Consider the following 22375-nt stretch of genomic DNA (forward strand, 5'->3'; position numbering starts at 1 on the left):
TCGTTCCAGCGTATCGGGTGAGTGCGGTCCAGATGTTGTTCGGAAAGAAGAAGCGGCGGATCGAACAGGTTCTGGTGGTCGAAGACGAGCCTCTGGTCGCCTTCGATACCGAGCATTTCCTGCGCGAATGCGGCTTCGGCATCGTCGGGACGCTGGACAAGGTGGCCGACGCGCTGCGGATGATCGACGAGGCACCGGAGATCGACCTGGTGCTGCTCGACGTGCAACTGGCCGACGGCAGCGGCGTCAGCGTCGCGCAGGCCGCGTTCGACAAGGGCATCAAGGTCCTGTTCGTGACCGGTCAATGTCCGGGCGACGCCCGGGCGCTTGCCGCCGGTTGCCTGGCCAAGCCCTATCCGCAGCGTGACCTGCTGGGCGCGATCAATGCGATCGAGGCGGTGGCCGACGGCAAGAAGCCGCGCAAGATTCCGGTGAGCTTCAGCCTGTTTCTCCAGGCCGCCTGACCGTCTGCGTCAGGCCAGTGCTGCCGCGACCGCGTCGTGGAAGTGGCGAACGCCGCGTTCCAGCGTGCCCAGCGTCAGCCGGTCGATGCTCCCTGATGCGATTCCCTGCTGGCCCAGTTCGGCCGCGCGGAAATCCTCCGACGCGAACACGCCGCCGTCGAGCAGCGCCCAGCTCCGCTCCCAATGCGCCAGCGCCTTTTCACTCTGCGGCGGCTCGGGGATCAGCATGAAATCCTCGACCAGCACGCAATCCACCGCCTGGGGCATCAGCACCATCAGGTTGATATAGTCGGGGCTGACCACCAGCACGGTGCCAGGGAACATCTGATAGGTATAGGTGATCGCGCCGCGCAACACCGCCCAGTCGCTCGACGACAGCGCCTCGCTGGCCGAGTCGCGGCCAACCGCCGAGCGCTGGTGCCACCCGATCGTGTCGGCGGTCGTGAGCCCGTCCTTGAAATACGGCCCGATCGTCGCGGCATGCAGCCTTGTGACGTGATAGGATTCGAGGAAGGCGTCCATGATCAGCTTCCAGTTCGCCTTCACCCTATGGGTCCGGCGGCGGAAGAGATGCTGTCCGGCCAGGTCGAACGCCTCGAAATCGCGGGCGAGCAATTCGGGCTCGGCAAAGTCCGCATTCTCGTCGAAGGCGAACCAGATCAACCCGCCCGCCTCGCGCGTCGGCAGGCGCCGGAGGCCGTAGTCAGCCTTGTCGAGCCCGGGAAAGCTGTCGGGCCGTGGCAGACCGATCAGGCGGCCGTCCAGCGCATAGGTCCAGGCATGATAGGGACAGACCAGCCGGGGCGCCGTCACCGCCTCGCACCCCTCGACCAGCCGCGTGCCGCGGTGGCGGCACACGTTCAGGAAGACATGCGCCTGTCCGTCCTTGTCGCGCGTGACCAGCAAGGGCTTGCCGAAGCCGTCATGCGGGATCGCCATGCCGGGCTCGGGCAGCAAAGCGGAGGGCGCGATCACCAGCGGCAGTCGGCCGAACATCCGCGCCTGTTCGGCGTCATAGTGCGCCTGGCTGAGATAGGCGGCGGCATCGACATGGCTGATGCCGGTCGCATCCCGCGAACCGCCCGTCGCAAGCGATGCGGCCAGCGCAAGCTGGCCCGGTGTGGGGGTGCGCGCGTTCATGCTCCTCTCCCTCTGGCATTCGCCGGGTTTGTCGCTAGTTTCACGACGTTTTCCGGGAGGGGCAAGGCCGAATGAACGACGTGGTGGCGCGAGAGGGCGGAAGCTGGTGGGACGGCATCCGACCCTATTTCGAGAAGGCGCCGCTCGCCGCCCTGGCGTTGGGGCTGTCCTCGGGCTTTCCCTACGCCATGATCGGCGCGACGCTGACCACGCGGCTGGCACAGGACGGGATCGACAAGAAGACCGTCACCGCATTCAGCCTCGCATTCCTCGTATACAATCTGAAGTTCCTGTGGGCATGGATCGTCGACGGCGTGCCGATCCCGATCCTCGGCCGGCTGGGTCAGCGCGTATCGTGGCTGATCGTCGCGGGACTGATGGTCATCGCGGCCGTCGCCAATCTCGCATTCATCGATCCTCAGGCCGATATCTATGCCACCGCGGTCGCCGCCATCCTGGTCGGTGTGGCGGGGTCGACATTCGATATCGTCATCGACGGCTATCGCATCGAGATCCTGGAGCCGCGCCAGCTGGGCGTCGGATCGGGCATGTCGCAATATGGCTGGCGGATCGGATCGGCCGGCGCTGGCGCGCTCGCGCTATGGGCATCGGCGCGCTGGGGATGGGAGGTCGGCTATCTGGCCTGTGCCGCCTTCGCACTGCCCGCGATGCTGGCGGGGCTGATCGTCGGCGAACCGACGCGCCACCGCGAGGCGGCCGAGCGCAAGGGTTTCGTGACCGTGTTCAAGGCGGTCTGGGGTCCCTTCGTCCAGTTCTTTTCGCGCGAGGGCGCGCTGATCGTCCTGCTTTTCATCCTGGTCCACAAGGTTGGCGATACGCTGGCGAACCTGACCTTCCGCCTCCTGTTCAATGATCTCGGGTTCACCAATGACGAGATCGCCTTCTACGACGTCGCGATCGGCTTCTGGGCCTATCTGATCGGCGTGTTCATCGGCGGCTTCCTGTTTGCGCGGATGGGCATGAAGCGCTCGGTGATGCTCAGCCTGATCCTCATGGCGGTCTCGAACCTGAGCTTTGCCGGGCTGGCCGCGGCCGGCCATTCCAACTGGGGCATGGCGGGCGCGATCGGGTTCGAGAATATCGCCAGCGGCATCGGCGGCGTCGTGGTGATCGCCTATTTCTCGGCCCTGACCGACCTGCGCTTCACCGCCGCGCAATATGCGCTGATCTCGGCCGCGGCGAGCATCGTCGGGCGGTTCGTCACCGGCACCACTGCAGGCGGGTTGATCGAGGCGATGGGCTATGTGAACTTCTACCTGCTCACCACTGTGGTCGCGCTTCCCGGCGTTTTCCTGTTCTGGTGGATGATGCGCACCGGGCTGGTCGATCGCTCGATCGGCAGCGCCGGCACCGTCACCGAGGAGGCCACCGCAGCGACCGATGCCAAGGCGGCAGGCTGAGCCATGCCCTATCTCGCCGTCATCGCGCTGCAGGTGGCCTGCATCGTCCATCTGTTCCGCACCGGGCGCAACACGCTGTGGCTGACCGCGCTGATCTTCCTTCCGGTCGCCAGCGCGATCGCCTATATCATCATCGAGGTGCTGCCCGGCATGCAGGGCAATCGCCATGTGCGCAGCGCCAAGGCCAATGTAGTCCATGCGCTGGATCCCGAGCGCGAGGTGCGGGCCGCGCGGCAGGCGCTGGACCTGGCCGACACCGCGGCGAACCGGCTGCGGCTGGCCGAGGCGCTTGCCGATCTCGGCCGGCATGACGAGGCGATCCCGCTGTTCCAGGAGGGGATCCGGCGCAGCGCCGGCGATCCCGATCCGCGTAATCAGGCGCGGCTGGCCCAGTCGCTGTTCGAGGCGGGGCAGGCGAGCGAGGCTCTGGCGCTGCTCGACGCGATCGGCGAGCGCGGATCGCAGAGCGAGCGCGACCGCAACCTGTTGCTGCGCGCCCGGATACTCGATCATCTGGGCCGGAAGGACGAGGCGCTCGGCATCTATGAGGATATCGTCACCCGCCTGCCGGGCGAGGAGGCGCGCTGCCGCTATGCCGCGTTGCTGATCGAGCGGGGATGGGATGCGAAGGCGCGGCGGATACTGGAGGAAGTCGAGCAGCGGATGCGCCATCTCGACCGGCACCAGCGCGCGGCGGAGGCGGGCATGTATCGCTGGGCGACCGACCAGCTCAAGACGCTGCGGGGGCAGGCATGACGCTGCGCCGCTGGATCGTCGCGGGCGTGGCCACGCTCGTCGTCCTCGTCGCGGGCTGGTATTTCGGCTCGCCCTGGCTGACCCTGCATCAGATCCGCAATGCCGCCCAGGCGCGCGATGCCGCCGCGCTGTCGAGCCATCTCGATTATGAGGCGCTGCGCGAGGATATCCGGCGTCAGCTCCGCGAGAAGCTTCGTGCCGAGGGCGTGACCCGTGGGCGGCTGGGCGAAAGCCTGGTGATCGGCGCGATTACCGACGGCGTGGCGGATGCGGTGGTCCGGCCCGAAGGGCTGGAGGCGATCTTCGCCGCCGAGGCTGCGGCGCCCGAAACGCCGTTCCGCATGCGCGCCAGCGAGATGGCGATGCGCCGCGACGGGCTCGACCAGTTTCGCCTGGTGAAGCCCGACGGGCAGGGCGGCGAACTGGTCTTCCGCCGCCACGGCCTGGGGTGGAAATTGTCGGCGGTGAAGCTTCCGTCCGATTTCAGGCCTCTGTCCAACTGATCCCGCCGGGCTGCGCCGGGATCGGCAGGCCCATATCGGCAAAGGCGTTGGACAGCGCATGTGCGGTCGTCAGCAGGCTCGCCGCGTCGCGCAGCCCGGTCAGGTCGGCCAGCAACAACCCTGCGGCCTCCGGATTGGTTCGCACCCTGCCGATTACGGTCAGGATACCGGCTTCGGCGGCGGTCATCCGGGCACAGCACCAGGGGGCGATCTGGATCGGCCGGGCCGATGCCGCCGACATCTCCGACATCAGCGCGCGCAGCAGCAGCAGCGGCCGCTGAAACCCCTTGCCGAACGCGGTGACGAAGGAATGCGCAGCGCAGGCATCGTTCAGCCCGTGCGCGCCCATCTGGCGAATGCCGAACAACAGCAGGCGCGCGCCCGGATCGTCGGATTGCAGCGCGGGCAGGGCAGTGGTGAGCGTCGACGTTGCGGCCATTCGAGAGACTCCGTCAGGTACGAAGCCAGTCTCCCTAATGCGCTATTGATAGTCAATCGCAATAAATGGCAATGCGATGACCGGGGCAATCGCGCCGTCAGTCTGCTGCGGGATCAGTCCGGCAGCTCACCATTCGCCTCCAGCACCGTGCCGGCGAGATAGAGCGATCCGAGGATCAGGACGACACTCGGCTCGCCGGTACGCGGCAGCATCGCCAGCGCCGACGGCACGTCCTCCGCCATCTCCGTGACCGGGATGTTCATCTCGCGCCCCAACTCGGCGAGGTGGCCGGTATAGTGATGCTCATGACCCGGCACCGGCACCGCGGTGAGCGACGCGGCGATGTTGGAGAAACGCCACACCAGATCCTCCGCATCCTTGTTCAGGAGCACGCCCAGGATCAAATGGATCGGACGCCCGGCGGCGATCGCCCAGATGGCATCGCGAATGACTTCGGCGGCGGCGGGGTTGTGCGCCCCGTCAAGCCAGACCTCGGCCCTCTCCGGCGCCTGCGCCGTGAGCGGTCCGGCGCCGAGCCGCTGCATCCGCGCCGGCCAGCGGGCATTGGGGCCGGCGGCGATCATCGCGTCGGGCGACAGGCGTAGCGGATCCTGGAACCGCATCATCGCGATCGCCAGCGCCAGGTTTGCCGGCTGGTGCGGCCCGGCGAGTGCGGGCAGCGGTGCTATCAGCGGTCCGCGCGCGTCCGAATAGCGCAGTTCGTTTCCGACGACCGAGTAACGCCACGCGCTGCCCTCGGCGAGCACGGTCGCTCCGGCGGCGTTGGCGACGCTGGCCACCCGCGCGGCGACCGATTGAGGATAGCGCATCGTCACCAGCCGCGTGCTGCGCTTGGCGATGCCGGCCTTTTCCCCCGCAATCGTCTCGGCATCGTTGCCGAGGAATGCCTGGTGATCGATGCCAAGCTGGGCGATGCCGGCGACCGCAGGGGGCGGAAGCACGTTGGTGGCGTCGAGCCGACCGCCCAGGCCGACCTCGATCACACAGGCATCGGCGGGGATGCGGGAAAAGGCAAGGAACGCGGCCGCCGTCGTGACCTCGAAGAAGCTGGCGCCGATATCGCCGCCGGTATCGAGTACTTCCTCGAGCAACGGCGCGAGCGCTTCGTCCTCGATCAGGGTGCCGGCCAGCCGAATGCGCTCGTTGAAGCGGACCAGATGCGGGCTGGAATAGACATGAACGCGCTTGCCCGCCGCCTCCAGGCCGGCGCGCAGAAAGGCGCAGGTCGATCCCTTGCCGTTGGTCCCGGCGACGTGGAACACCGGCGGCAGGGAGCGGTGCGGGTTGCCCAGCCGGTCGAGCAGCGTGGTGACCCGGTCCAGCCCGAGGACATCGGCACCCGGGCCGAGCGCCCAGAGGCGATCGAGCTGGCGCTGGACGGCGGGATCGGTGGATCGGGCATGATCGGGCATGTCAGGGGCTTCTCATGTGTCGACCCTTGGGGTCGGCCTGCTTGGTTAGCGCAACCTCGCCTCAACCCGCTCGTCACCCCGGCCGAAGTGCCGGGGTCCACCGGTCGGCAGTTCCCGGAGCTGCGGGGAGGGCAGGCAGGTCGCCTTGATGATTTCGGCACGCCCGGTCCGAGCGCGTCGGATGGAGGATGGGTGGACCCCGGCACTTCGGCCGGGGTGACGGGGAAATCGGGGTGATCGCGCCGCATTTCCAACAATGCGGAGGTCATCGACCACCAACTTGCCTATGCCGCCTTGCGCCCTTCGCACAGCAGGCCGATCAACTGGCCGAGCGTCTCGCGCAGCTGGTGACGATGGGTGACCATGTCGACCAGGCCGTGCTCGCGATAATATTCCGAGGTCTGGAAATCGTCGGGCAGCTTTTCGCGGATCGTGTTCTCGATCACCCGGCGGCCGGTAAAGGCGAGCGTCGCGCGCGGCTCGGCGATCTGGACGTCGCCGAGCATCGCATAGGCCGCCATCACCCCGCCCGAGGTCGGGTCGGTCAGCACGACGATATAGGGCAGGCCGGCATCGTGCAGCATCTCGATCGCGACGGTGGTGCGCGGCATCTGCATCAGGCTGAGAATGCCTTCCTGCATGCGCGCGCCGCCCGATGCGGTGAACACGATATAGGGCGCCCGCGCGCCGATCGCCGACTCGACGCCGGCGATGAACGCCTCGCCCACGGCCTGGCCCATCGATCCGCCCATGAAGGCGAAGTCCTGGACACCGATCACGGCATGGCGACCCTGGATCGTGCCGCTGGCGTTCAGGAAGGCGTCAGGCTCGCCGGTGTCTGTCCGCGCGGTCTTGAGCCGGTCGACATAGCGTTTGGAGTCGCGGAACTTCAGCGGATCCTCGGCGACCTTGGGCGCCGGCAGGACGGTGAAGCTGCCTTCGTCGAACAGCGCGGCGAAGCGCTCGGCCGGGCCAATCCGCTCATGGAAGTCGCAATGCGGGCAGACGCTCTGATTGTCCTGCAATTCCTTCAGGAACACCATCGTCCCGCAACCCTTGCACTTGTGCCAGAGATTGTCGGGGGTCTCACGCTTGGTGACATAGGCGAGCGCGTTACGAACGCGGCTGATCCAGGTCATGCTGTTTCCTTGGTCGCGGCGTCGATCGCCGCCTTCAACGAGTGGATATAGGTCCGGACCGCCTGAGGCGCATCCTGCCCGTGATTGGCCACCAGCTCGACGATCGCGGAGCCGACGACGACGCCGTCGGCAACGCGCGCGATCGCTGCGGCCTGGTCGGGGGTGCGGACGCCGAAGCCGACCGCGACCGGCAGATCGGTCGCCGCCTTCAGCCGCGTGACGGCATCCTCGATCGAGGTCTGCGCCGCCTGTTGCAACCCGGTGATGCCGGCGACGGACACATAATAGAGGAAACCGCTGGCACCCTGGAGAACCGCAGGCAGCCGCGCGGTGTCGGTGGTCGGCGTGGCGAGACGGATATTGGCGACGCCGGCGGCGCGGAGCGCCTCGCCGAGGCTGTCATCCTCCTCCGCCGGGATATCGACGCAGATCACGCCGTCGATGCCGACATCCGCGGCGGCGTTCGCGAACCAGTCGGGCCCGCGCCGCGTCATCGGATTGGCATAGCCCATCAGCACCAGCGGCACATCAGGATGGCGCTCGCGAAAGGCGCGGGCGATGCCAAGCACGTCGGCGGTGGTGGTGCCGGCACCCAGGCTGCGCAGATTGGCCGCCTGGATCGCGGGGCCGTCTGCCATCGGATCGGTGAACGGCATGCCCAGCTCGATCACGTCCGCGCCGCCAGAGACCAGCGCATCGAGATTGGCAGCGGTGTCACCATCACCCGCGGTGATGAAGCAGACCAGCGCCGGCCCCTTGGCGAATGCAGAGGCGAGGCGGCTCACAGCGTCACCCGCCGCGTTTCGCGACGAAGGACGATAGCGTCGATCGCAATCCGCAACACGGCGCCGGATACGATGCCCACCAGCGAGGCAGGGGCTTGATCGGCCAGCGGGTTGCCGGCGGTCACCCATGAAAGACCAGAAATGGCAGTCGCCATCATGATGGCGTCGCGCACTGTCCGTCCAATGGACGCGCCGATCGACGGGGGCGCCTCATAAGAGGTGAACGCATACAGCAGGATCGGGATCACGATCAGCGCGACGAGTGGTGCGAGGAAAAAGACCGTGTCGCTCATAGGTCGAACCCCAGCGCCTCGGCGACGGTGAAGATGTCCTTGTCGCCGCGACCCGACACATTGACGACGATGATCTGATCGTCACGCATTTCCAGTGCCTTGGTCTCCAGCGCTGCCAGCGCGTGGGAGCTTTCGAGCGCCGGGATGATGCCCTCCAGCTTGCAGCACAGCTGGAACGCGTCGAGTGCCTGGGTGTCGGTAATCGGCAGATAGGCAACGCGGCCGCTTTCGTGCAGCCAGCTATGCTCAGGGCCGATGCCGGGATAGTCGAGGCCGGCGGAGATCGAGTGCGCCTCGGCGATCTGGCCGTCCTCGTCCTGGAGCAGATAGGTGCGGTTGCCGTGCAGGATGCCGGGGAAGCCGCCGGTCAGGCTGGCGGCATGCTGGCCGGTCTCGACGCCGTGCCCAGCCGCCTCGATCCCCAGCATCGCGACGTCGCTGTCGTCGAGGAAAGGGTGGAACATGCCGATTGCGTTCGATCCGCCGCCGACCGCGGCGATCAGCAAATCGGGCAGGCGGCCCTCGGCCTTCAGCATCTGCTCGCGCGTCTCGGTTCCGATCACGCTCTGGAAGTCGCGGACCAGCTCCGGATAGGGATGGGGCCCGGCCGCGGTCCCGATGATGTAGAAGGTGTTGTCGACGGTCGCGACCCAGTCGCGCAGCGCCTCGTTCATTGCATCCTTCAGCGTCTGTGCGCCCGAGGTCACCGGCTGAACCTCGGCACCCAGCAGCTTCATGCGGAAGACGTTGGGCTTCTGCCGCTCGACATCCTTGGCGCCCATGAAGATGGTGCAGGGCAGGCCGAAGCGCGCCGCGACGGTGGCGGTCGCAACGCCGTGCTGGCCGGCACCGGTCTCCGCGATGATCCGCGTCTTGCCCATGCGGATCGCCAGCAGGATCTGGCCGATGCAGTTGTTGATCTTGTGCGCGCCGGTGTGGTTCAGCTCCTCGCGCTTGAAATAGATCTTGGCGCCCATGCCCGGCGCGGCGCGCCCGCGATAATGATCGGTCAGGCGCTCGGCATAATAAAGCGGGCTGGGCCGCCCGACGAAATGCTCGAGCAGGTCGTCGAACTCGGCCTTGAATGCCGGATCGGCCCTGGCAGCGCGATATTCGCGCTCGAGGTCGAGGATGAGCGGCATCAGCGTCTCGGCGACGAAGCGTCCGCCAAACTGGCCGAAATGCCCGCGATCGTCGGGCTGGGCGCGGTAGGAGTTCGGTGCGGTCATGATCAGCTCAGTGCCTTAAGGAATGCGGCGATCTTGTCCATATCCTTCACGCCCGGAGCGTTCTCCACGCCAGACGAAACGTCGACCAGGGTCGCGCCGGTTGCCGCCACAGCCTCGCGCACATTGGCGGGATCGAGCCCGCCGGACAATGCCCAGGGCAGGGGATGGGCGAACCCGCGCAGCAACTCCCAGTCGAAACGCAGCCCCATGCCGCCGGGCAAGGCAGCACCCTCCGGCGTCTTGGCATCATACAGGATGCGGTCGGCGGCGCCGCGAAGCGCTCCGGCGGCGGCAAGATCCTCGCGGCGCTTGACCGCAACCGCCGCCCAGATCTCGCGACCGGTCCGCGCGCGGATCGCGGCGACGCGCTCGGGCGCGGTCTTGTGAAGCTGCAGCAGGTCGATCGCCAGAAGCGCAGCCTCGATTGTCGCGTCGTCGGGATCGACGAACACGCCCACCTTGCGTACCCGCCCAGGCACACGCGCGGCAAGCCCGCGCGCGGCGTCGAACGCCAGATGGCGCGGGCTGGGCGGGAAGAAGACGAAGCCGACATGGCTCGCGCCCCCGGCGATCGCCGCATCGAGCGTGGCGGCGGTGCTCAGGCCGCAGATCTTGGCTGTCACAGGCATGGCGCGGCCATAGGCCTCAGCCGAGCGGCTTGACCAGTACCGTCATGAACAATGGCGGATCCATCGGCACGGGAAAGTCACGCCGCTCGCCCGATGCGGCGTAGCCCCGCCGCTCATACCAGGCGACCAGCTCGGTCCGCTGTTCGATGACGGTCATCTCCATCCGCACTGCGCCAAAGCCGTTGCGCGCCGTGCGCTCGGCGGCCGCGACCAGGTGTCGACCGACGCCGCCTGCCTGAAGCGTCGGGTCGACGCACAGCAGGCCGAGATACGCGGTCCCGCCGCCGCGATCCTGGACATTGACGCAGCCGATGATCCGGTCGCCGTCGAGCGCCACGAGCAGCCGGCTGGCGGGATCGCTGACCAGCCCGGCCAGCGTCGCGGGATCGGTCCGGTCGCCTTCGGGGATCAGATCGGCCTCATGTGTCCAGCCGGCGCGCGCGCTGTCGCCTCGATAGGCGCGCTCGATCACCCGGTGGAGCTCGGCCAGGTCGGCGAGATGGGCGGGACGGATGTCCGGGGTCATGGGACGATCGACGCTTGGGCCGCGGGCGAGGCGCTACAGCGTCGCTTCGATGGCGCGGGCAGCCTGGTCGGGATCCTCGGCCTGGGTGATCGGTCGGCCGACCACCAGGATCGAGGCGCCGGCGTCCAGCGCCCCGCGCGGCGTCACCACCCGCTTCTGATCGCCATGATGCCCGTCGGCAGGACGCACCCCGGGGACGACGAAAAAGCCCTGCGGCCAGACCGCCTTGGCGGCCGCCACCTCGGCGCCCGAGCACACGATGCCGTCGACGCCGGATTCGCGCGCCAGTTCGGTCAGCCGCAGCACCTGTTCGTGCGGATCTGGCTTCAGGCCGATCGAGCTGAGATCGCTGGGGTCGAGGCTGGTCAGCATCGTGACCGCGACGACCTTTGTCCCGGTCGGTGCGGCGGCCTTGGCGTCCTCCAGCATCGCCCGGCCTCCGGCTGCATGGACCGTCAGGATCGCGGGATCGAGCGGGCGCAGCGCCTGAATCGCCTTCGCGACCGTATTGGGGATGTCGTGGAATTTCAGGTCCAGGAAGATCGGCAATCCGATCTCGGCCATCTCGTGAACGCCGTGCCGGCCGTTCGCCATGAAGAATTCGAGGCCCAGCTTGATCCCGCCGACATGGTTGCGGACGCGCGTCGCGATCGCTTTCGCCTTCTCGAGCTCGGGCGTGTCGAGCGCGACATAGATCCGGCCGCTCACGCTGCAGTCTCCGGAAACAGCGATGCGGGCGGCGGGGGCGGGGCGGGGGGTGTCGACGCCGACGCAGCGGGCGCGGCGGGCGGCGAAATCCGCACCGGCTCCGCGGCGGCGATCGAGGGGGCGGGGGCAGGCGCGGCAGGCACCGCGCGCAGATCGGCGATCGCGCGTTCCAGCCCGGCAATCCGCTGACGGCTGCGCCAGCGCAGGCCGTGATAGAGACCCAGCATCGGCAGGAAGCCCAGCAGGAAGACGAGCACGATCAGCAAAGGAAGGCTGATATCGGCAATCAGGCCGCCCCACAGATGCAGGCTGACGCGTTCCTCACCATTGTAGATCACGAATGCCGCGGCGAGGCCGCCCAGCAGGAGCCAGAACAGGACCTTCAGAAACCGCATTCCGCTCCCTTCCATCTGTCGCGTGCCGCCGTCTTAGGCCTCCATGTCCGATTTTTCCAGTGCAGGGTCGGACCCGGCTCGAGCCATCGGAACGACTCGGCGGCTGGCCTCGCTGACGTCCGAAGTTCTGTGAACGTTCCATTTGCAACGCGATAATCGCGTCAAGCAATCGTCCGGGCTCTCCCAATCGGAATTAAGTTTTTTTACCTCAGATACTTGCACGCAGCGCCGGGCGGATCCGATTGATAAGACGATTGCGAGTTGATGCAGCTGACAAATCAGATTAATCCTTTGGTAGCGGTATCACTGCACGCCGCCGCAGGGACAAATCGCGCCTCGAAGCGCGTATCGGAGGGGAAGATGACCATGATCGAGATCGCGTCGGCGAAGCCATCCTTGGAGACGCTGCGCCTCCTGTTGCGCAGCGGAGGTTCCTGCCTCGCGGTCGCCGCCATGGCCGTCGCATCACCCGGCCACGCACAGGCAGCGGACCCGGTCCAGGACAGCGCCCAGGCGGCCCCGATCGCCGACGACCAATCGAGCGACCCCGAGAACGACATCGTTGTCACCGGACGCCGCGCCGCACTTCAGGCTGCCGACGAGCGCAAACGGCTGAGCGAGACGATCGTCGACTCGGTGGTTGCCGACGATGCGGGCAAGCTGCCCGACAATTCGATCACCGAAGTGCTGCAGCGCGTGTCGGGCGTCTCGATCGTCCGCTTCGCGGCCCTCGGCGACCCCGATCACTTCTCGGTCCAGGGCTCGGGCGTACAGGTTCGCGGCCTGACCGGCGTCGCCTCGCGGCTGAACGGGCGGGAGATCTTCAGCGCGAACAATGGCCGCGCGATCCTGTGGAGCGACGTCACGCCCGAATTGATGTCGGCCGTGGACGTGTACAAGGCATCGACCGCGGACCTGATCGAGGGCGGCACCGGCGGACAGATCGACCTGCGGACCAAGATGCCGTTCGACTATGATGGCGGCTTCCATATCGCCGGCACCGCCGAGCTGAGCATGGGCGACATGGCGCAGGAGGCCGACCCGATGGGGTCGGTGCTTTTGACCGATACTTTTGACACCGGTATCGGCCGGATCGGCATTCTGGCCGACTTCGCCTATAGCCAGTTCAGCTCGCTGTCGCAGTTCATCCGGACCGAGCCCTATTTCCGCACCCGGATCAACAATTCGGACTATTACATCCCCGGCGGCTTCACCTATGGCGACGAGGCATTCCAGTATCGCCGCTACGGCATTTACGGCGCGGTCCAGTGGGCGCCGTCCGAGGACCTGACCATCTCCGCGACCTTCTTCCAGTCGCGGTACAAGAGCAAGTCGAGCGATTACGGCGCTCAGGTTTCGTCGCAGACGCTGGCGGTCGATCCGGCGACCAGCACGTTCGATGCCAACGGACTGCTGCTGAAGACCGACTCACTGTTCAATCGCGACACCGCGACGTTCCTGCCAAGCACGGGGCAGGTCACCAGCAGCGGCAACAAGGGCTATGTCGCGAGCAATACGGTGACGCGCGACTATTCGCTGTCCTTCGCCTGGGCGCCCAGCGACGGGCCGCTGTCGGTTCGCGGCTCGCTCCAGCGGGTGGATTCCAAGCAGGTCTATGACCGGCTCGACATCTTCCGCGATCTCGGCTTCGGCCAGGGCTTCGGCATGGACCTGACCGGCGACTTGCCGCGGATCACCGTGTTGCCGGCGACCCAGGCCTCGTTCGCGAACCCGGCCAACTATTTCTGGTCGGCATCGATGCCGCATAACGAGAACAATACCGGGCGGCTCGACGCCGGGCAGCTCGATGCCGAGTACAGCTTCGACGAGGGCTTCCTCCGGTCGATCAAGGTCGGCGGTCGCTATGCCAAGCGGACCGAGCGCGACTATGCCAATGGCTATAACTGGTCGGCGCTCGGTCGCGGCTGGAATGGCGATCCGCAGCTGACCTATGCCAATGCCGCACCGGGCGACGTGGCGCTGCACGTGTTCGACGATTTCTTCCGCGGCAACACCACGTTGCCGGGCAATCTCTATTTCGCGACCGAAGAACTGGCGTCGCGGCTCGACCGCATCCAGCTGACCACGCCGCCCCCGGCCGGCTTCTGCCCTCCCGGCACCGAATTTGATTGCTCGGCATCCGGGCCGCTGCCGGTCACCGGCTATGGCGGCCAGTCGGGGATCCGGCCGGTCGGCTTTGTTCTGCCCGACGACCGGGTCGATAACCGTACGGAGAATCTCGCGGGCTACGCGCTGGTCCGGTTCGGCGGGCGCGACGGCGGGTCACCCATCTCGGGCAATGTCGGCCTGCGCGTGGTCAACATCAAGAATGCGGGCGAAGGCTATATCCGCCAGAACGGCAACACCTTTATCCGGAATGGCCAGATCGTCACGCTCAGCAGCGACGCCGTGCCGCGTAGCGGCAAGGCCGAGTTCACCCGGTTCCTGCCGTCGATCAACCTCGACTATTCGCCTTCGGACCGGATCAAGATCCGCGCCGGCTATAATGTGACGCTCGACCTGCCGAGCTTCTATGCCCTGCGCGCATCGGGCTCGGTCGGCGTGGCGACCACGAGCAACCCGGTCCAGGGTCAGCCCGGCATCTTCACCAACTTTACCGCGGAAACTGGCAACCCGCTGCTGAAACCGACCCTGTCGAACAATTTCGATCTTTCATTCGAATATTATGGCCGCGCGGGGACTGCCTTCCACATCGCCCCCTTCTACAAGCGGATCACCAACCTGCCGGTCTTCTCGCTCACCCAGCGTGATGTCTCGGTTGTCTTCGCCGACGGTACCCGGGAGACCGTCGCGGCGGCCGCGTCCGACTATTCCAACTCGACCGAGGCGGCGACCGTGAAGGGAATCGAGGTTGGCGGGCGCTTCTTCCTCGACATGCTGCCCGGTGCCTGGGCCGGGTTCGGGTTCGAGGGCAATTATACCTTCATCGACAGCAAGAGCCCGGGCGACGTGTACCGCGACATCAATGGCGCGCTGCGTAACGACGCGCCGCTGGTCGGCCTGTCGCGGCATAATTTCAATGCGGCGCTGCTTTACGAACGCAATCCCTTCTCGGTCCGGATCGCCTATTCGTGGCGGTCGAAATATCTCCAGTCGACCAACAGCAACGGCACCAACCCCGCCTATAATTACTTCAGCGCGCCGGGGGTCATCACCGATCTCGATGGCGGCACGCCCGGGACGACCCAGATTGCGCTGCCCGTCTATGGCGGCGCCTATGGCACGCTCGACGCCGGCATCCGCTTCAAGGTGACCGACCAGTTCTCGTTCGGGATCCAGGGTACCAATTTGACCGCATCGACCCAGCGGACGCTGATGGGTGGCTATCCCGGCGGGGACCTGGTCGGGCGAAGCTGGTTCCAGAGCGACCGGCGGATCAGCATGGGGATCAACCTGGCGTTCTGACCCGGGCAATGGCATCCGGGTGCGGCCTGCGCCCGGATGCCACGCCAATCACGCCTCAACGAAATGCGAGATCCCGACCTTTGACCATGACCCATCGCGCCGTCCGCCGTGCCGTTATGCGGATTGCCATCGCCGCTGCGCCACTCCTTCCGGCTTCGGCGCTGGCGCAGACGTCGCAGCCGGCAGCGACGCGAACGATCGAGGTCGATGTCCGCAGCGCCGGCGCACCGCTCGACCGGTCGTTCGACCTGTCGGTCGGCGCCGATTATCCGGGCACGCTGATCCGCAAGGACAGTCTGGACCAGCTGCGCATCGCCAGGGACGAGTTGGGCTTTCGCTACCTGCGCTTCCACGGGATCTTCCACGACGTGCTCGGCACGGTGAAGATCCGCGACGGCCGGATCCATTATGACTGGACCCGCATCGACGAACTCTATGACGCGATGCTGGCACGCGGGATCAAGCCGTTTGTCGAGCTCGGGTTCAGCCCGGAGGCGATGGCGACATCGAGCCAGACGATCTTCTATTGGAAGGGAAATACCTCGCACCCCCGCCTCGACGCCTGGGTGCCGCTGGTCGACGCGTTCGTCCGCCACCTGCGCAAACGCTATGGCGAGAAGGAAGTCCGCAGCTGGTATTTCGAGGTGTGGAACGAGCCGAACCTGGCCGGCTTCTGGGAGAACGGCGACCAGCAGGCCTATTTCGAGCTCTATGCGGCGACCGCCCGCGCGATCAAGGCGATCGACCCGACCCTGCGTGTCGGCGGCCCGGCGACCGCGGGCGCGGCCTGGGTGCCCGAGTTCCTGAAATTTGCGGCGGACCGCAAGCTGCCCGTCGATTTCGTCGCGACCCACACCTACGGCGTCGATGGCGGCTTCCTCGACGAGAAGGGGGAGGACGACAACCGCCTGTCGACCCGACCGGACGCGATCGTCAGCGATGTGCGCAAGGTCCGCGCCGAGATCCAGGCCTCGGCCTTTCCGAACCTGCCGCTGTTCTTCACCGAATGGAGCGTCAGCTACAATCCGCGCGATCCCGTCCATGACAGCTATATCAGCGCGCCCTATATCCTGACCAAGCTGCGCGACACCCGCGGGCTGGCCCAGGGCATGAGCTACTGGACCTATAGCGACCTGTTCGAGGAAGCCGGACCGCCGCCGACGCCGTTTCATGGCGGCTTCGGGCTGATGAACCGCGAGGGAATCCGCAAGCCCGCCTGGTTCGCCTATAAATATCTTCACGAGCTTCGAGGCCGCGAGATCCCGGTCCGCGACGGTCAGGTGCTTGCCGCGACCGAAGCCGGGCGCACCGGCGTGCTGCTGTGGAACTGGACGCTGCCGAACCAGGACGTCAGCAACCGGCCCTTCTTCACCCGGCTGCTGCCGTCGCAAAAGCTGCCCGATGCGCAGTTGATCTTCGCCGGTCTCAAGCCCGGATCCTATCGCCTGACCCTGCGCCGGACCGGCTTCAAGGCGAACGACGCGCAGAGCCGCTATCTCGAAATGGGATCGCCCAAGACGTTGAGCGCCGCGCAACTTGCCGAGCTGCAGCAGTTGACCCGCGACGTGCCGGAAAAGGACCAGATGATCCGCATCGGCGCCGACGGGCGCTATCGCATCGCCGTGCCGATGCGGACCAATGACGTGGTGTTCGCGACACTGACTCCGGTAAAGCGCTGATCCGGGTCAGCCGATCTCGGCGCGCAATTCCTCGAACAGCCCGGGGACCGACTTCAGCCGCGGCTCTTCCTCGTCGAGGATCGCGTGGAAGGCGGCGCGCTTGATCTCGGCGATGCGGGTCTGGGGCAGGCAGTTGGACGGGGGCAGGGTGGACAGGATGATGTCGACCAGCCGGTCTGCCCCGTGCAGCCGGCCCCAGAGATAGTCATTCTCGCGGTAGGCGCGGCTGAAGAAGGCACCGAAGCTGTTGAACTGGATGCCCTTCAACGATTTTTCCGCCCCGCCGCTGCGGATCGCGCAGGCATCGTCGGGGGCGATGCGATCGACGCGGATCGGGTCGAACTCGTCGACCCCTTCGCCCTGCAGGATCGGCAGCGTGGCGATGTCGAAGAACGGGAAGCCGAGATGCGCCAAGAGCAGCGGGCGGCGCAGCTCGCGTGACAGTTGCGAAAAGCCGTCCGACAGGCGGGCATCGGCCTCCGCGTCCAGCTCGCGCAGCCTCATCCGCCTGGCAAGCTCGTCCAGCACCGGGCCGGCATCGTTGGTCATCGCGCGCACCATCGGCTTCAGGTCGGCAAACGTATCGGTCCGCTTGCAATCGAGATAGGCGGCGAGCGAGTCGTAGATCGCCTCGCGCATCGGCAGCAATTCCTGGTGCGAGCCGGGCAGGTCGATATCGGTCAGCCGCCGCGCGAGCAGCCGCAACCGGCGGATGCGGAATGCCAGGTCATGCTCGCGCAGGAAGTCGAGCGTCGCCGGGCTCGCTCCGCTCGACAAGGTCGCGCCGAACCGGTCCTGCTCGCGCGCGTGGATGGTGCGGGTGACCGCCTCGCGCAGTTCGCGCAGCCGCTCGGGGCCCTTCTGCTCGCCGATCGCATAGAGCAGCCGCGCGGTCCGGTCGGCGGCGCCGTTGACCTTCAACAGGCCATAGGCGGTGTGGCCATAGCCCGCCTTGGCTGCGGCGGCGACCTGGGCGCGGCGGCGCCATGCGGCGAGGCGCTTGGGCGTCGGATAGTCGAGGAACAGCGTGTAGCCGAACAACGCCTCGACCTGCGTCTCGACCTCGGCGCGGATCTCGGTCAGGATCGCCAGCATCTGCTCGATACGGTCCGATCGGGTCGCGATCTCCTCCAGATTGTCCCGGATCGGCTGTTCGCGCGGCAGTTCGGACAGGGCGCCGATGATCGTCTGGAAAAAGCCCGGCTTGTCGTCGCTGCGCTCGCCATAGAGTTCGAGCCGGCCGTCGGGAAAGGGATCGACGAAGACGAAGCGGCGATCGACCTGGCGACGCGCCGGGCGTTCTCGAAGCGCCTCGATCGCCGGGCGGAAGGGCGCGTTGGCCAGCACCGACCCGTCGATCAGCACTGCCTTTTCCGCGCGATTGTCCGCCCATTGATGGGGCAGGGCGCGTTCGAGAAAGGCGTCGCGACCTGCCCAGCGGATGTCGCGCTCGGCCATCGCCTCGTCCATCTCGGCAACGGTGAAGGGCGGGAAGGCGCCGGGGAAGCTCGACGTGGCGCGGGCAGCGAAGGCGAGTTCACAGCGATGGGCGAAATCGCCCTCCGCCTCCTGTCCGTGATCGGTGAAGGCGAACACCAGCCGGTGCTCGGTCTCGGTCACCTGGGGCGGGCTGTTGAGCCGCAGCCGCTCCGAATGGCCGCGGAAATCGGTGACGGTGACGAACAGGTCGAGCGGCTGGCCGGCGGGCAGCAAGCGCTTGCCCGAAGGCGCGTCGCGCATCGCGTCGAACGCGTTCAGCAGCATGTGGAGCAATTGCTTGCCGCCAAAGGGTGGTTCGAACCAGCGCGAGCGGACGAACTTCTCCAGTTTCGCGCGCACTTCCTCGCGCGCCGCAACCTCCACGGTCGCATCGATCGTCTTGCTGCGGTTGGAGATCAGCCAGGCGAGCGGCGTCGCCCAGATCTTGGCCAGCCGGTGCGACGGCGCCTGGCTGGGCGCCAGCAGCGCCTCGACATCGGCGACCTCGAGCCACAGCTGGGTCAGCGGGTCGAGCGACTGGCCGGTGGCGATCGCCTGGGCCAGGAATACCGAGTTGATCCCGCCCGCGCTGGCGCCGGCGATGATGTCGACCATCACCCTCAGCCGGATGCCGGTCGTCTCCTGGATCTCGGCCAGCATCGCGTGATAGACTGCCTCGCTGCCGCCGCCCGGATCGCCGTCACCATCGCGCCAGGCGCGGCTGGCGCGTGCCAGATGCCAGATCTCCTTGGTGATGCCGTGCATATAGACGGCGAGGCTGATGCCCCCATAGCAGACCAGCGCCAGGCGCAGCTCGCGTTCGTGGATCGTATCGCTCACGCCTTCTCCAGCGTCGCCCAGACCGGCAGATGATCCGACGCCGTCCGCGACGCCGGGCTGTCATGCACCCCGGCGTCGGTGAAGCTCAGCTCGGGCGAGGCCATGATCCGGTCGAGCCGCGCGACCGGGCGGCGCGCATGAAAGCTGCGGCCGGTCGCGGCAAAGGCGAAATGCTGGGCAAAATCCTTCAGGCAGCCGGAATTGGCGGTCCAGTCGTTGAGGTCGCCCATCAGGACCGTCGGATACTGGTTGGTGCTGGCCTGGAGGTGGGTGATGATCGCATGTGCCTGTCGCCGGCGCCACAGACCTGACAGGTCGAGATGCATGCCGACGATGCGGACGATGGTGCCGTTCAAGCGGACGTCCGCCATCACCGCGCCGCGCGGCTCGAGCGCGGGCAGGTGGATCTGTTCGGAATCGAGCACCTGTGCGTCCTTGCGCACCAGAATCGAATTGCCGTGCCAGCCAATGCTCGCCGCGCGCGCGCCGAACGGGATCGCCTTGTAATCGCTATGCTCGGCCAACAGGTGTCCGGACATCACCGCCGCGCGAGCGCCGAAGCGGCGATCGGCCTCCTGCAGCGCGACGATGTCGGCATCGATCTCGCACAGAACCTGAAGCGTCCGCTCGGGCTTGCGGCGTCGGTCGGTTCCGATCGACTTGCGCATATTATAGCTGGCGACCTTCATCATCGCGGACAGCTATGCGGGTTCGGGCGGCGTCTGCGCAAGAGGATCAGGCGCCTGGCTCCTGCTGGCGCGCCTGCGCCGCGGCGGCGATCAGATTGTGGCCGGTCTGCTCGGCCGCATCGGGGGTCATGGCAGTGGCGACACCCGCGGGTCCGTCGAGCAACACCTGTCCCTGCTCGGCGGTGGCGACGCCGGGTTCGCTGCTGGTGGTGATGTGCATGTTCGCCTCGTCCGTTTCCTTTGCGCGACCCGGTCCCGATGCCGGCATTCGCGAAGAAACACGCGCGAGGCGCGAAATATCCCGGTTTTTTCAGCGCCCGCCCGCTTCGAGTAGACGCCGCGGCGCCACCAGCTCCCAGCTATGGGCGATGCGGTCGCCGACATGGATCCAGTCGGTATCCTTGGCAGCCAGGTCGATCGCCACCCAGCCGGCGCGGAAATAGGCCGGGCGGCTGTAGCGATCGGGGATGTTCTCGATCAGCGTGGCGGCTTCGTCGGCATCGCCGGTCTTGACGATCACCACGGTGCGCCCGTCGCCATGATGGTCGTGGCGGAACTGGGCGAACATCTTGCCCGCCGCGAAGAAGGTCGGCTGGGCATGGCTCGGCCGCTCCTCGGTCTCGGGGAGCTCCAGCGCGATGTCGCGCACTTTGGCCAGGGCGGCGTCGGGATCTTGGCTCAGCGGCATAGGAACTCGGCCAGAACCCGCGGGTACAGCCGATGTTCCTCCTTCAGCACGCGTTCGGCCAGCGTCTCGGGGGTATCGCGCGCCTCGATCCGCACCTCGGCCTGGCCAAGCACCTCGCCGCCGTCCAGTTCCTCGGTCACGACATGGACCGAACAGCCCGCGACCATGTCGCCCGCGACCAGCGCGCGGCGATGCGTGTCGAGACCCTTGTACTTGGGCAGCAGCGAGGGGTGGATGTTGAGGATGCGCCCGCGCCAGCGCGCGACGAAATCGTCCGACAGCAGCCGCATATAGCCGGCCAGCGCGATCACCTCGACCCCGGCCTCGCGCAGCGCACCGTCGATCGCAGTCTCATATTCGGCCTTGGGAATGCCCTTGGGCGAATGCGAGAAGGTGGCGATGCCCTGCACGCGCGCCCATTCGAGGCCCGCCGCATCGGGCTTGTCGCTCGCGACCAGCGCGACCTCATAGGGTGCATCCGGCGCACGCGATGCCTCGACCAGCGACATCATGTTCGATCCGCGACCGGAAATGAGGATGCCGACCTTTTTCACTGCTCCCCTCCCGCTTGCGGGAGGGGCAGGCCGTGCTCACGCATGGTGCGTCGCGCTCCAGTCGGCCCGGGCGCCCCAGACTTCCTGGCTGCCGCGAACGGTGCAGCCGCGCTGCCCCTCGGTCACGGTGCCGATGCGGTGGACCGTCTCGCCCGCAGCCTGGAGCGCCTCGGTCACCGCGGCGACATCCGCCTCGGCGACGATCGCGACCATGCCGATGCCGCAGTTGAAGGTGCGCGCCATCTCTTCGGGCTCGATATTGCCCTGGGCCTGGAGGAACGCCATCAGCCGCGGCTGGTCCCAGGCATCGGCGTCGACCACCGCATGGCAGGTCGCCGGCAGGACGCGCGGGATATTCTCGAGCAGGCCGCCGCCGGTGATGTGCGCCAGGCCATGGATGGTGCCCGCCTGGACCAGCGGCAACAGGCTCTTCACATAGATGCGGGTCGGTGCCATCAGCGCGTCGATCAGGATCACCTCCTGGTCGAACAGGGCAGGGCGATCGAGCTTCCAGCCCTTGTCCGCGGCCAGGCGGCGGACCAGCGAGAAGCCGTTGGAGTGAACCCCGGTCGAGGCGAGGCCGAGGATAACGTCGCCAGCGGCGACCTTCGACCCGTCGAGCAACCGGTCGCGCTCGACCGCGCCGACGCAGAAGCCGGCCAGATCGTAATCGCCATCGGCATACATGCCCGGCATCTCGGCCGTCTCGCCGCCGATCAGCGCGCAGCCCGCCTGGCGACACCCTTCCGCGATCGAGGCGATCACCGTCTCGGCGACCTGCGCCTCCAGCTTGCCGCTGGCATAATAGTCGAGGAAGAACAGAGGCTCGGCGCCCTGGACGATCAGGTCGTTGGCGCACATCGCGACCAGGTCGATGCCCACGCCCTCGTGCCGGCCGCTGTCGATCGCCAGCTTCAGCTTGGTGCCGACGCCGTCATTGGCGGCGACCAGCAGCGGATCGGCATAGCCGGTCGCCTTCAGGTCGAACACGCCGCCGAACCCGCCCAGATCGGCATCGGCGCCGGGCCGGCGCGTCGAACGGGCGAGGGGGGCGATGGCGCGGACCAGCGCATTGCCGGCTTCGATCGATACGCCCGCCTGGGCGTAGGTGTAGCTTTCGGGATCGCTCATGTCGGGAGCGCCTAGAACAACTGCCGTGC

Annotated in this window: 24 protein-coding genes; 6 read left to right on the forward strand and 18 right to left on the reverse strand. The window is 67.0% G+C overall.

The genetic code is table 11. The features are described 5' to 3' along the window. Positions 1 to 32: 32 nt before the first annotated feature. Positions 33 to 464: a response regulator gene (locus ACZ1H8_RS19985; RefSeq protein ID WP_465178970.1), complete on the forward strand. Its 432-nt coding sequence runs from the start codon at positions 33 to 35 to the stop codon at positions 462 to 464. 9 nt (positions 465 to 473) lie between these two features. Here ACZ1H8_RS19985 and ACZ1H8_RS19990 read toward each other — a convergent pair whose 3' ends face one another. After that, complete coding sequence (locus ACZ1H8_RS19990) at positions 474 to 1604, reverse strand: aromatic ring-hydroxylating oxygenase subunit alpha (RefSeq protein ID WP_465178971.1); 1131 nt, start codon at positions 1602 to 1604, stop codon at positions 474 to 476. Positions 1605 to 1675: 71 nt separating this feature from the next. Here ACZ1H8_RS19990 and ACZ1H8_RS19995 point away from each other — a divergent pair, with 71 nt between their 5' ends. Genes ACZ1H8_RS19995 through ACZ1H8_RS20005 form a run of 3 tightly spaced genes read left to right on the forward strand, consistent with a single transcriptional unit; the run spans position 1676 to position 4284 of the window. Then, entirely contained in the window at positions 1676 to 3025 is a 1350-nt protein-coding gene (locus tag ACZ1H8_RS19995; RefSeq protein WP_465178972.1) for an AmpG family muropeptide MFS transporter, read from the forward strand. 3 nt (positions 3026 to 3028) lie between these two features. Continuing rightward, entirely contained in the window at positions 3029 to 3781 is a 753-nt protein-coding gene (locus ACZ1H8_RS20000) for a tetratricopeptide repeat protein (RefSeq protein WP_465178973.1), read from the forward strand. Next, positions 3778 to 4284 carry a DUF2939 domain-containing protein gene (locus ACZ1H8_RS20005; protein WP_465178974.1) on the forward strand — a complete coding sequence of 169 codons (507 nt, stop codon included), beginning with the start codon at positions 3778 to 3780 and terminating at the stop codon, positions 4282 to 4284. The genes ACZ1H8_RS20000 and ACZ1H8_RS20005 overlap by 4 nt, the downstream gene beginning before the upstream one ends. Here ACZ1H8_RS20005 and ACZ1H8_RS20010 read toward each other — a convergent pair. The 11 genes from ACZ1H8_RS20010 to ACZ1H8_RS20060 all read right to left on the reverse strand — a co-directional run bounded on the left by ACZ1H8_RS20010 (position 4265) and on the right by ACZ1H8_RS20060 (position 12315). Beyond that, a complete protein-coding gene (locus ACZ1H8_RS20010) occupies positions 4265 to 4723 on the reverse strand; it encodes a DUF6628 family protein (RefSeq protein WP_465178975.1) in 459 nt (152 codons plus the stop codon). The genes ACZ1H8_RS20005 and ACZ1H8_RS20010 overlap by 20 nt on opposite strands. 113 nt (positions 4724 to 4836) lie before the next feature. Then, positions 4837 to 6156, reverse strand: a complete 1320-nt coding sequence (locus ACZ1H8_RS20015; protein ID WP_465178976.1) for a bifunctional folylpolyglutamate synthase/dihydrofolate synthase — start codon at positions 6154 to 6156, stop codon at positions 4837 to 4839. A gap of 284 nt (positions 6157 to 6440) precedes the next feature. After that, on the reverse strand, positions 6441 to 7295 hold the full coding sequence (gene accD, locus ACZ1H8_RS20020) for an acetyl-CoA carboxylase, carboxyltransferase subunit beta (protein WP_465178977.1): 855 nt from the start codon (positions 7293 to 7295) through the stop codon (positions 6441 to 6443). Then, positions 7292 to 8080: a tryptophan synthase subunit alpha gene (gene trpA / locus ACZ1H8_RS20025; protein ID WP_465178978.1), complete on the reverse strand. Its 789-nt coding sequence runs from the start codon at positions 8078 to 8080 to the stop codon at positions 7292 to 7294. Before trpA ends, accD begins: the two co-directional genes overlap by 4 nt. Then, positions 8077 to 8373, reverse strand: a complete 297-nt coding sequence (locus ACZ1H8_RS20030; protein WP_465178979.1) for a hypothetical protein — start codon at positions 8371 to 8373, stop codon at positions 8077 to 8079. Before ACZ1H8_RS20030 ends, trpA begins: the two co-directional genes overlap by 4 nt. Continuing rightward, entirely contained in the window at positions 8370 to 9602 is a 1233-nt protein-coding gene (gene trpB, locus ACZ1H8_RS20035; RefSeq protein ID WP_465178980.1) for a tryptophan synthase subunit beta, read from the reverse strand. Before trpB ends, ACZ1H8_RS20030 begins: the two co-directional genes overlap by 4 nt. 2 nt (positions 9603 to 9604) lie before the next feature. Further along, on the reverse strand, positions 9605 to 10231 hold the full coding sequence (locus ACZ1H8_RS20040; protein WP_465178981.1) for a phosphoribosylanthranilate isomerase: 627 nt from the start codon (positions 10229 to 10231) through the stop codon (positions 9605 to 9607). 16 nt (positions 10232 to 10247) lie between these two features. Continuing rightward, complete coding sequence (locus tag ACZ1H8_RS20045; protein WP_465178982.1) at positions 10248 to 10757, reverse strand: GNAT family N-acetyltransferase; 510 nt, start codon at positions 10755 to 10757, stop codon at positions 10248 to 10250. A 33-nt stretch (positions 10758 to 10790) separates the two neighbouring features. Next, the gene (gene pyrF, locus ACZ1H8_RS20050; RefSeq protein WP_465178984.1) at positions 10791 to 11465 is read right to left on the reverse strand and encodes an orotidine-5'-phosphate decarboxylase; all 675 of its coding nucleotides are present in this window, start codon (positions 11463 to 11465) and stop codon (positions 10791 to 10793) included. Further along, the gene (locus ACZ1H8_RS20055) at positions 11462 to 11860 is read right to left on the reverse strand and encodes a LapA family protein (protein WP_465178985.1); all 399 of its coding nucleotides are present in this window, start codon (positions 11858 to 11860) and stop codon (positions 11462 to 11464) included. The genes pyrF and ACZ1H8_RS20055 overlap by 4 nt, the downstream gene beginning before the upstream one ends. Positions 11861 to 12138: 278 nt before the next feature. Next, positions 12139 to 12315, reverse strand: a complete 177-nt coding sequence (locus ACZ1H8_RS20060) for a hypothetical protein (RefSeq protein ID WP_465178986.1) — start codon at positions 12313 to 12315, stop codon at positions 12139 to 12141. On the opposite strand from ACZ1H8_RS20060, the gene ACZ1H8_RS20065 reads away from it, so the two are divergent. Together ACZ1H8_RS20065 and ACZ1H8_RS20070 are read left to right on the forward strand one after the other, a co-directional pair. Beyond that, positions 12314 to 15286 carry a TonB-dependent receptor gene (locus tag ACZ1H8_RS20065; RefSeq protein WP_465178987.1) on the forward strand — a complete coding sequence of 991 codons (2973 nt, stop codon included), beginning with the start codon at positions 12314 to 12316 and terminating at the stop codon, positions 15284 to 15286. The two genes, ACZ1H8_RS20060 and ACZ1H8_RS20065, sit on opposite strands and share 2 nt — an antisense overlap. A gap of 116 nt (positions 15287 to 15402) precedes the next feature. After that, positions 15403 to 16965: a GH39 family glycosyl hydrolase gene (locus ACZ1H8_RS20070; RefSeq protein WP_465178988.1), complete on the forward strand. Its 1563-nt coding sequence runs from the start codon at positions 15403 to 15405 to the stop codon at positions 16963 to 16965. 6 nt (positions 16966 to 16971) lie between these two features. Here the strand turns inward: ACZ1H8_RS20070 and ACZ1H8_RS20075 are convergent, their stop codons facing one another. From ACZ1H8_RS20075 to purM, 6 genes are all read right to left on the reverse strand, one after another. Continuing rightward, positions 16972 to 19284 carry a patatin-like protein gene (locus ACZ1H8_RS20075; protein WP_465178989.1) on the reverse strand — a complete coding sequence of 771 codons (2313 nt, stop codon included), beginning with the start codon at positions 19282 to 19284 and terminating at the stop codon, positions 16972 to 16974. Next, the gene (locus ACZ1H8_RS20080) at positions 19281 to 19976 is read right to left on the reverse strand and encodes an endonuclease/exonuclease/phosphatase family protein (protein WP_465178990.1); all 696 of its coding nucleotides are present in this window, start codon (positions 19974 to 19976) and stop codon (positions 19281 to 19283) included. The genes ACZ1H8_RS20075 and ACZ1H8_RS20080 overlap by 4 nt, the downstream gene beginning before the upstream one ends. Before the next feature lie 43 nt (positions 19977 to 20019). Continuing rightward, positions 20020 to 20193, reverse strand: coding sequence for a hypothetical protein (locus tag ACZ1H8_RS20085; RefSeq protein WP_465178991.1), 174 nt, complete (start codon positions 20191 to 20193; stop codon positions 20020 to 20022). Between the two features lie 90 nt (positions 20194 to 20283). Next, a complete protein-coding gene (locus tag ACZ1H8_RS20090) occupies positions 20284 to 20661 on the reverse strand; it encodes an MmcQ/YjbR family DNA-binding protein (RefSeq protein ID WP_465178992.1) in 378 nt (125 codons plus the stop codon). Then, positions 20652 to 21173, reverse strand: coding sequence for a phosphoribosylglycinamide formyltransferase (purN, locus tag ACZ1H8_RS20095; protein WP_465181434.1), 522 nt, complete (start codon positions 21171 to 21173; stop codon positions 20652 to 20654). The genes ACZ1H8_RS20090 and purN overlap by 10 nt, the downstream gene beginning before the upstream one ends. 78 nt (positions 21174 to 21251) lie before the next feature. After that, on the reverse strand, positions 21252 to 22346 hold the full coding sequence (gene purM, locus ACZ1H8_RS20100) for a phosphoribosylformylglycinamidine cyclo-ligase (protein WP_465178993.1): 1095 nt from the start codon (positions 22344 to 22346) through the stop codon (positions 21252 to 21254). Positions 22347 to 22375 lie beyond the last annotated feature (29 nt).

The organism is Sphingomonas sp. BL-S-25 (genome assembly GCF_055521555.1).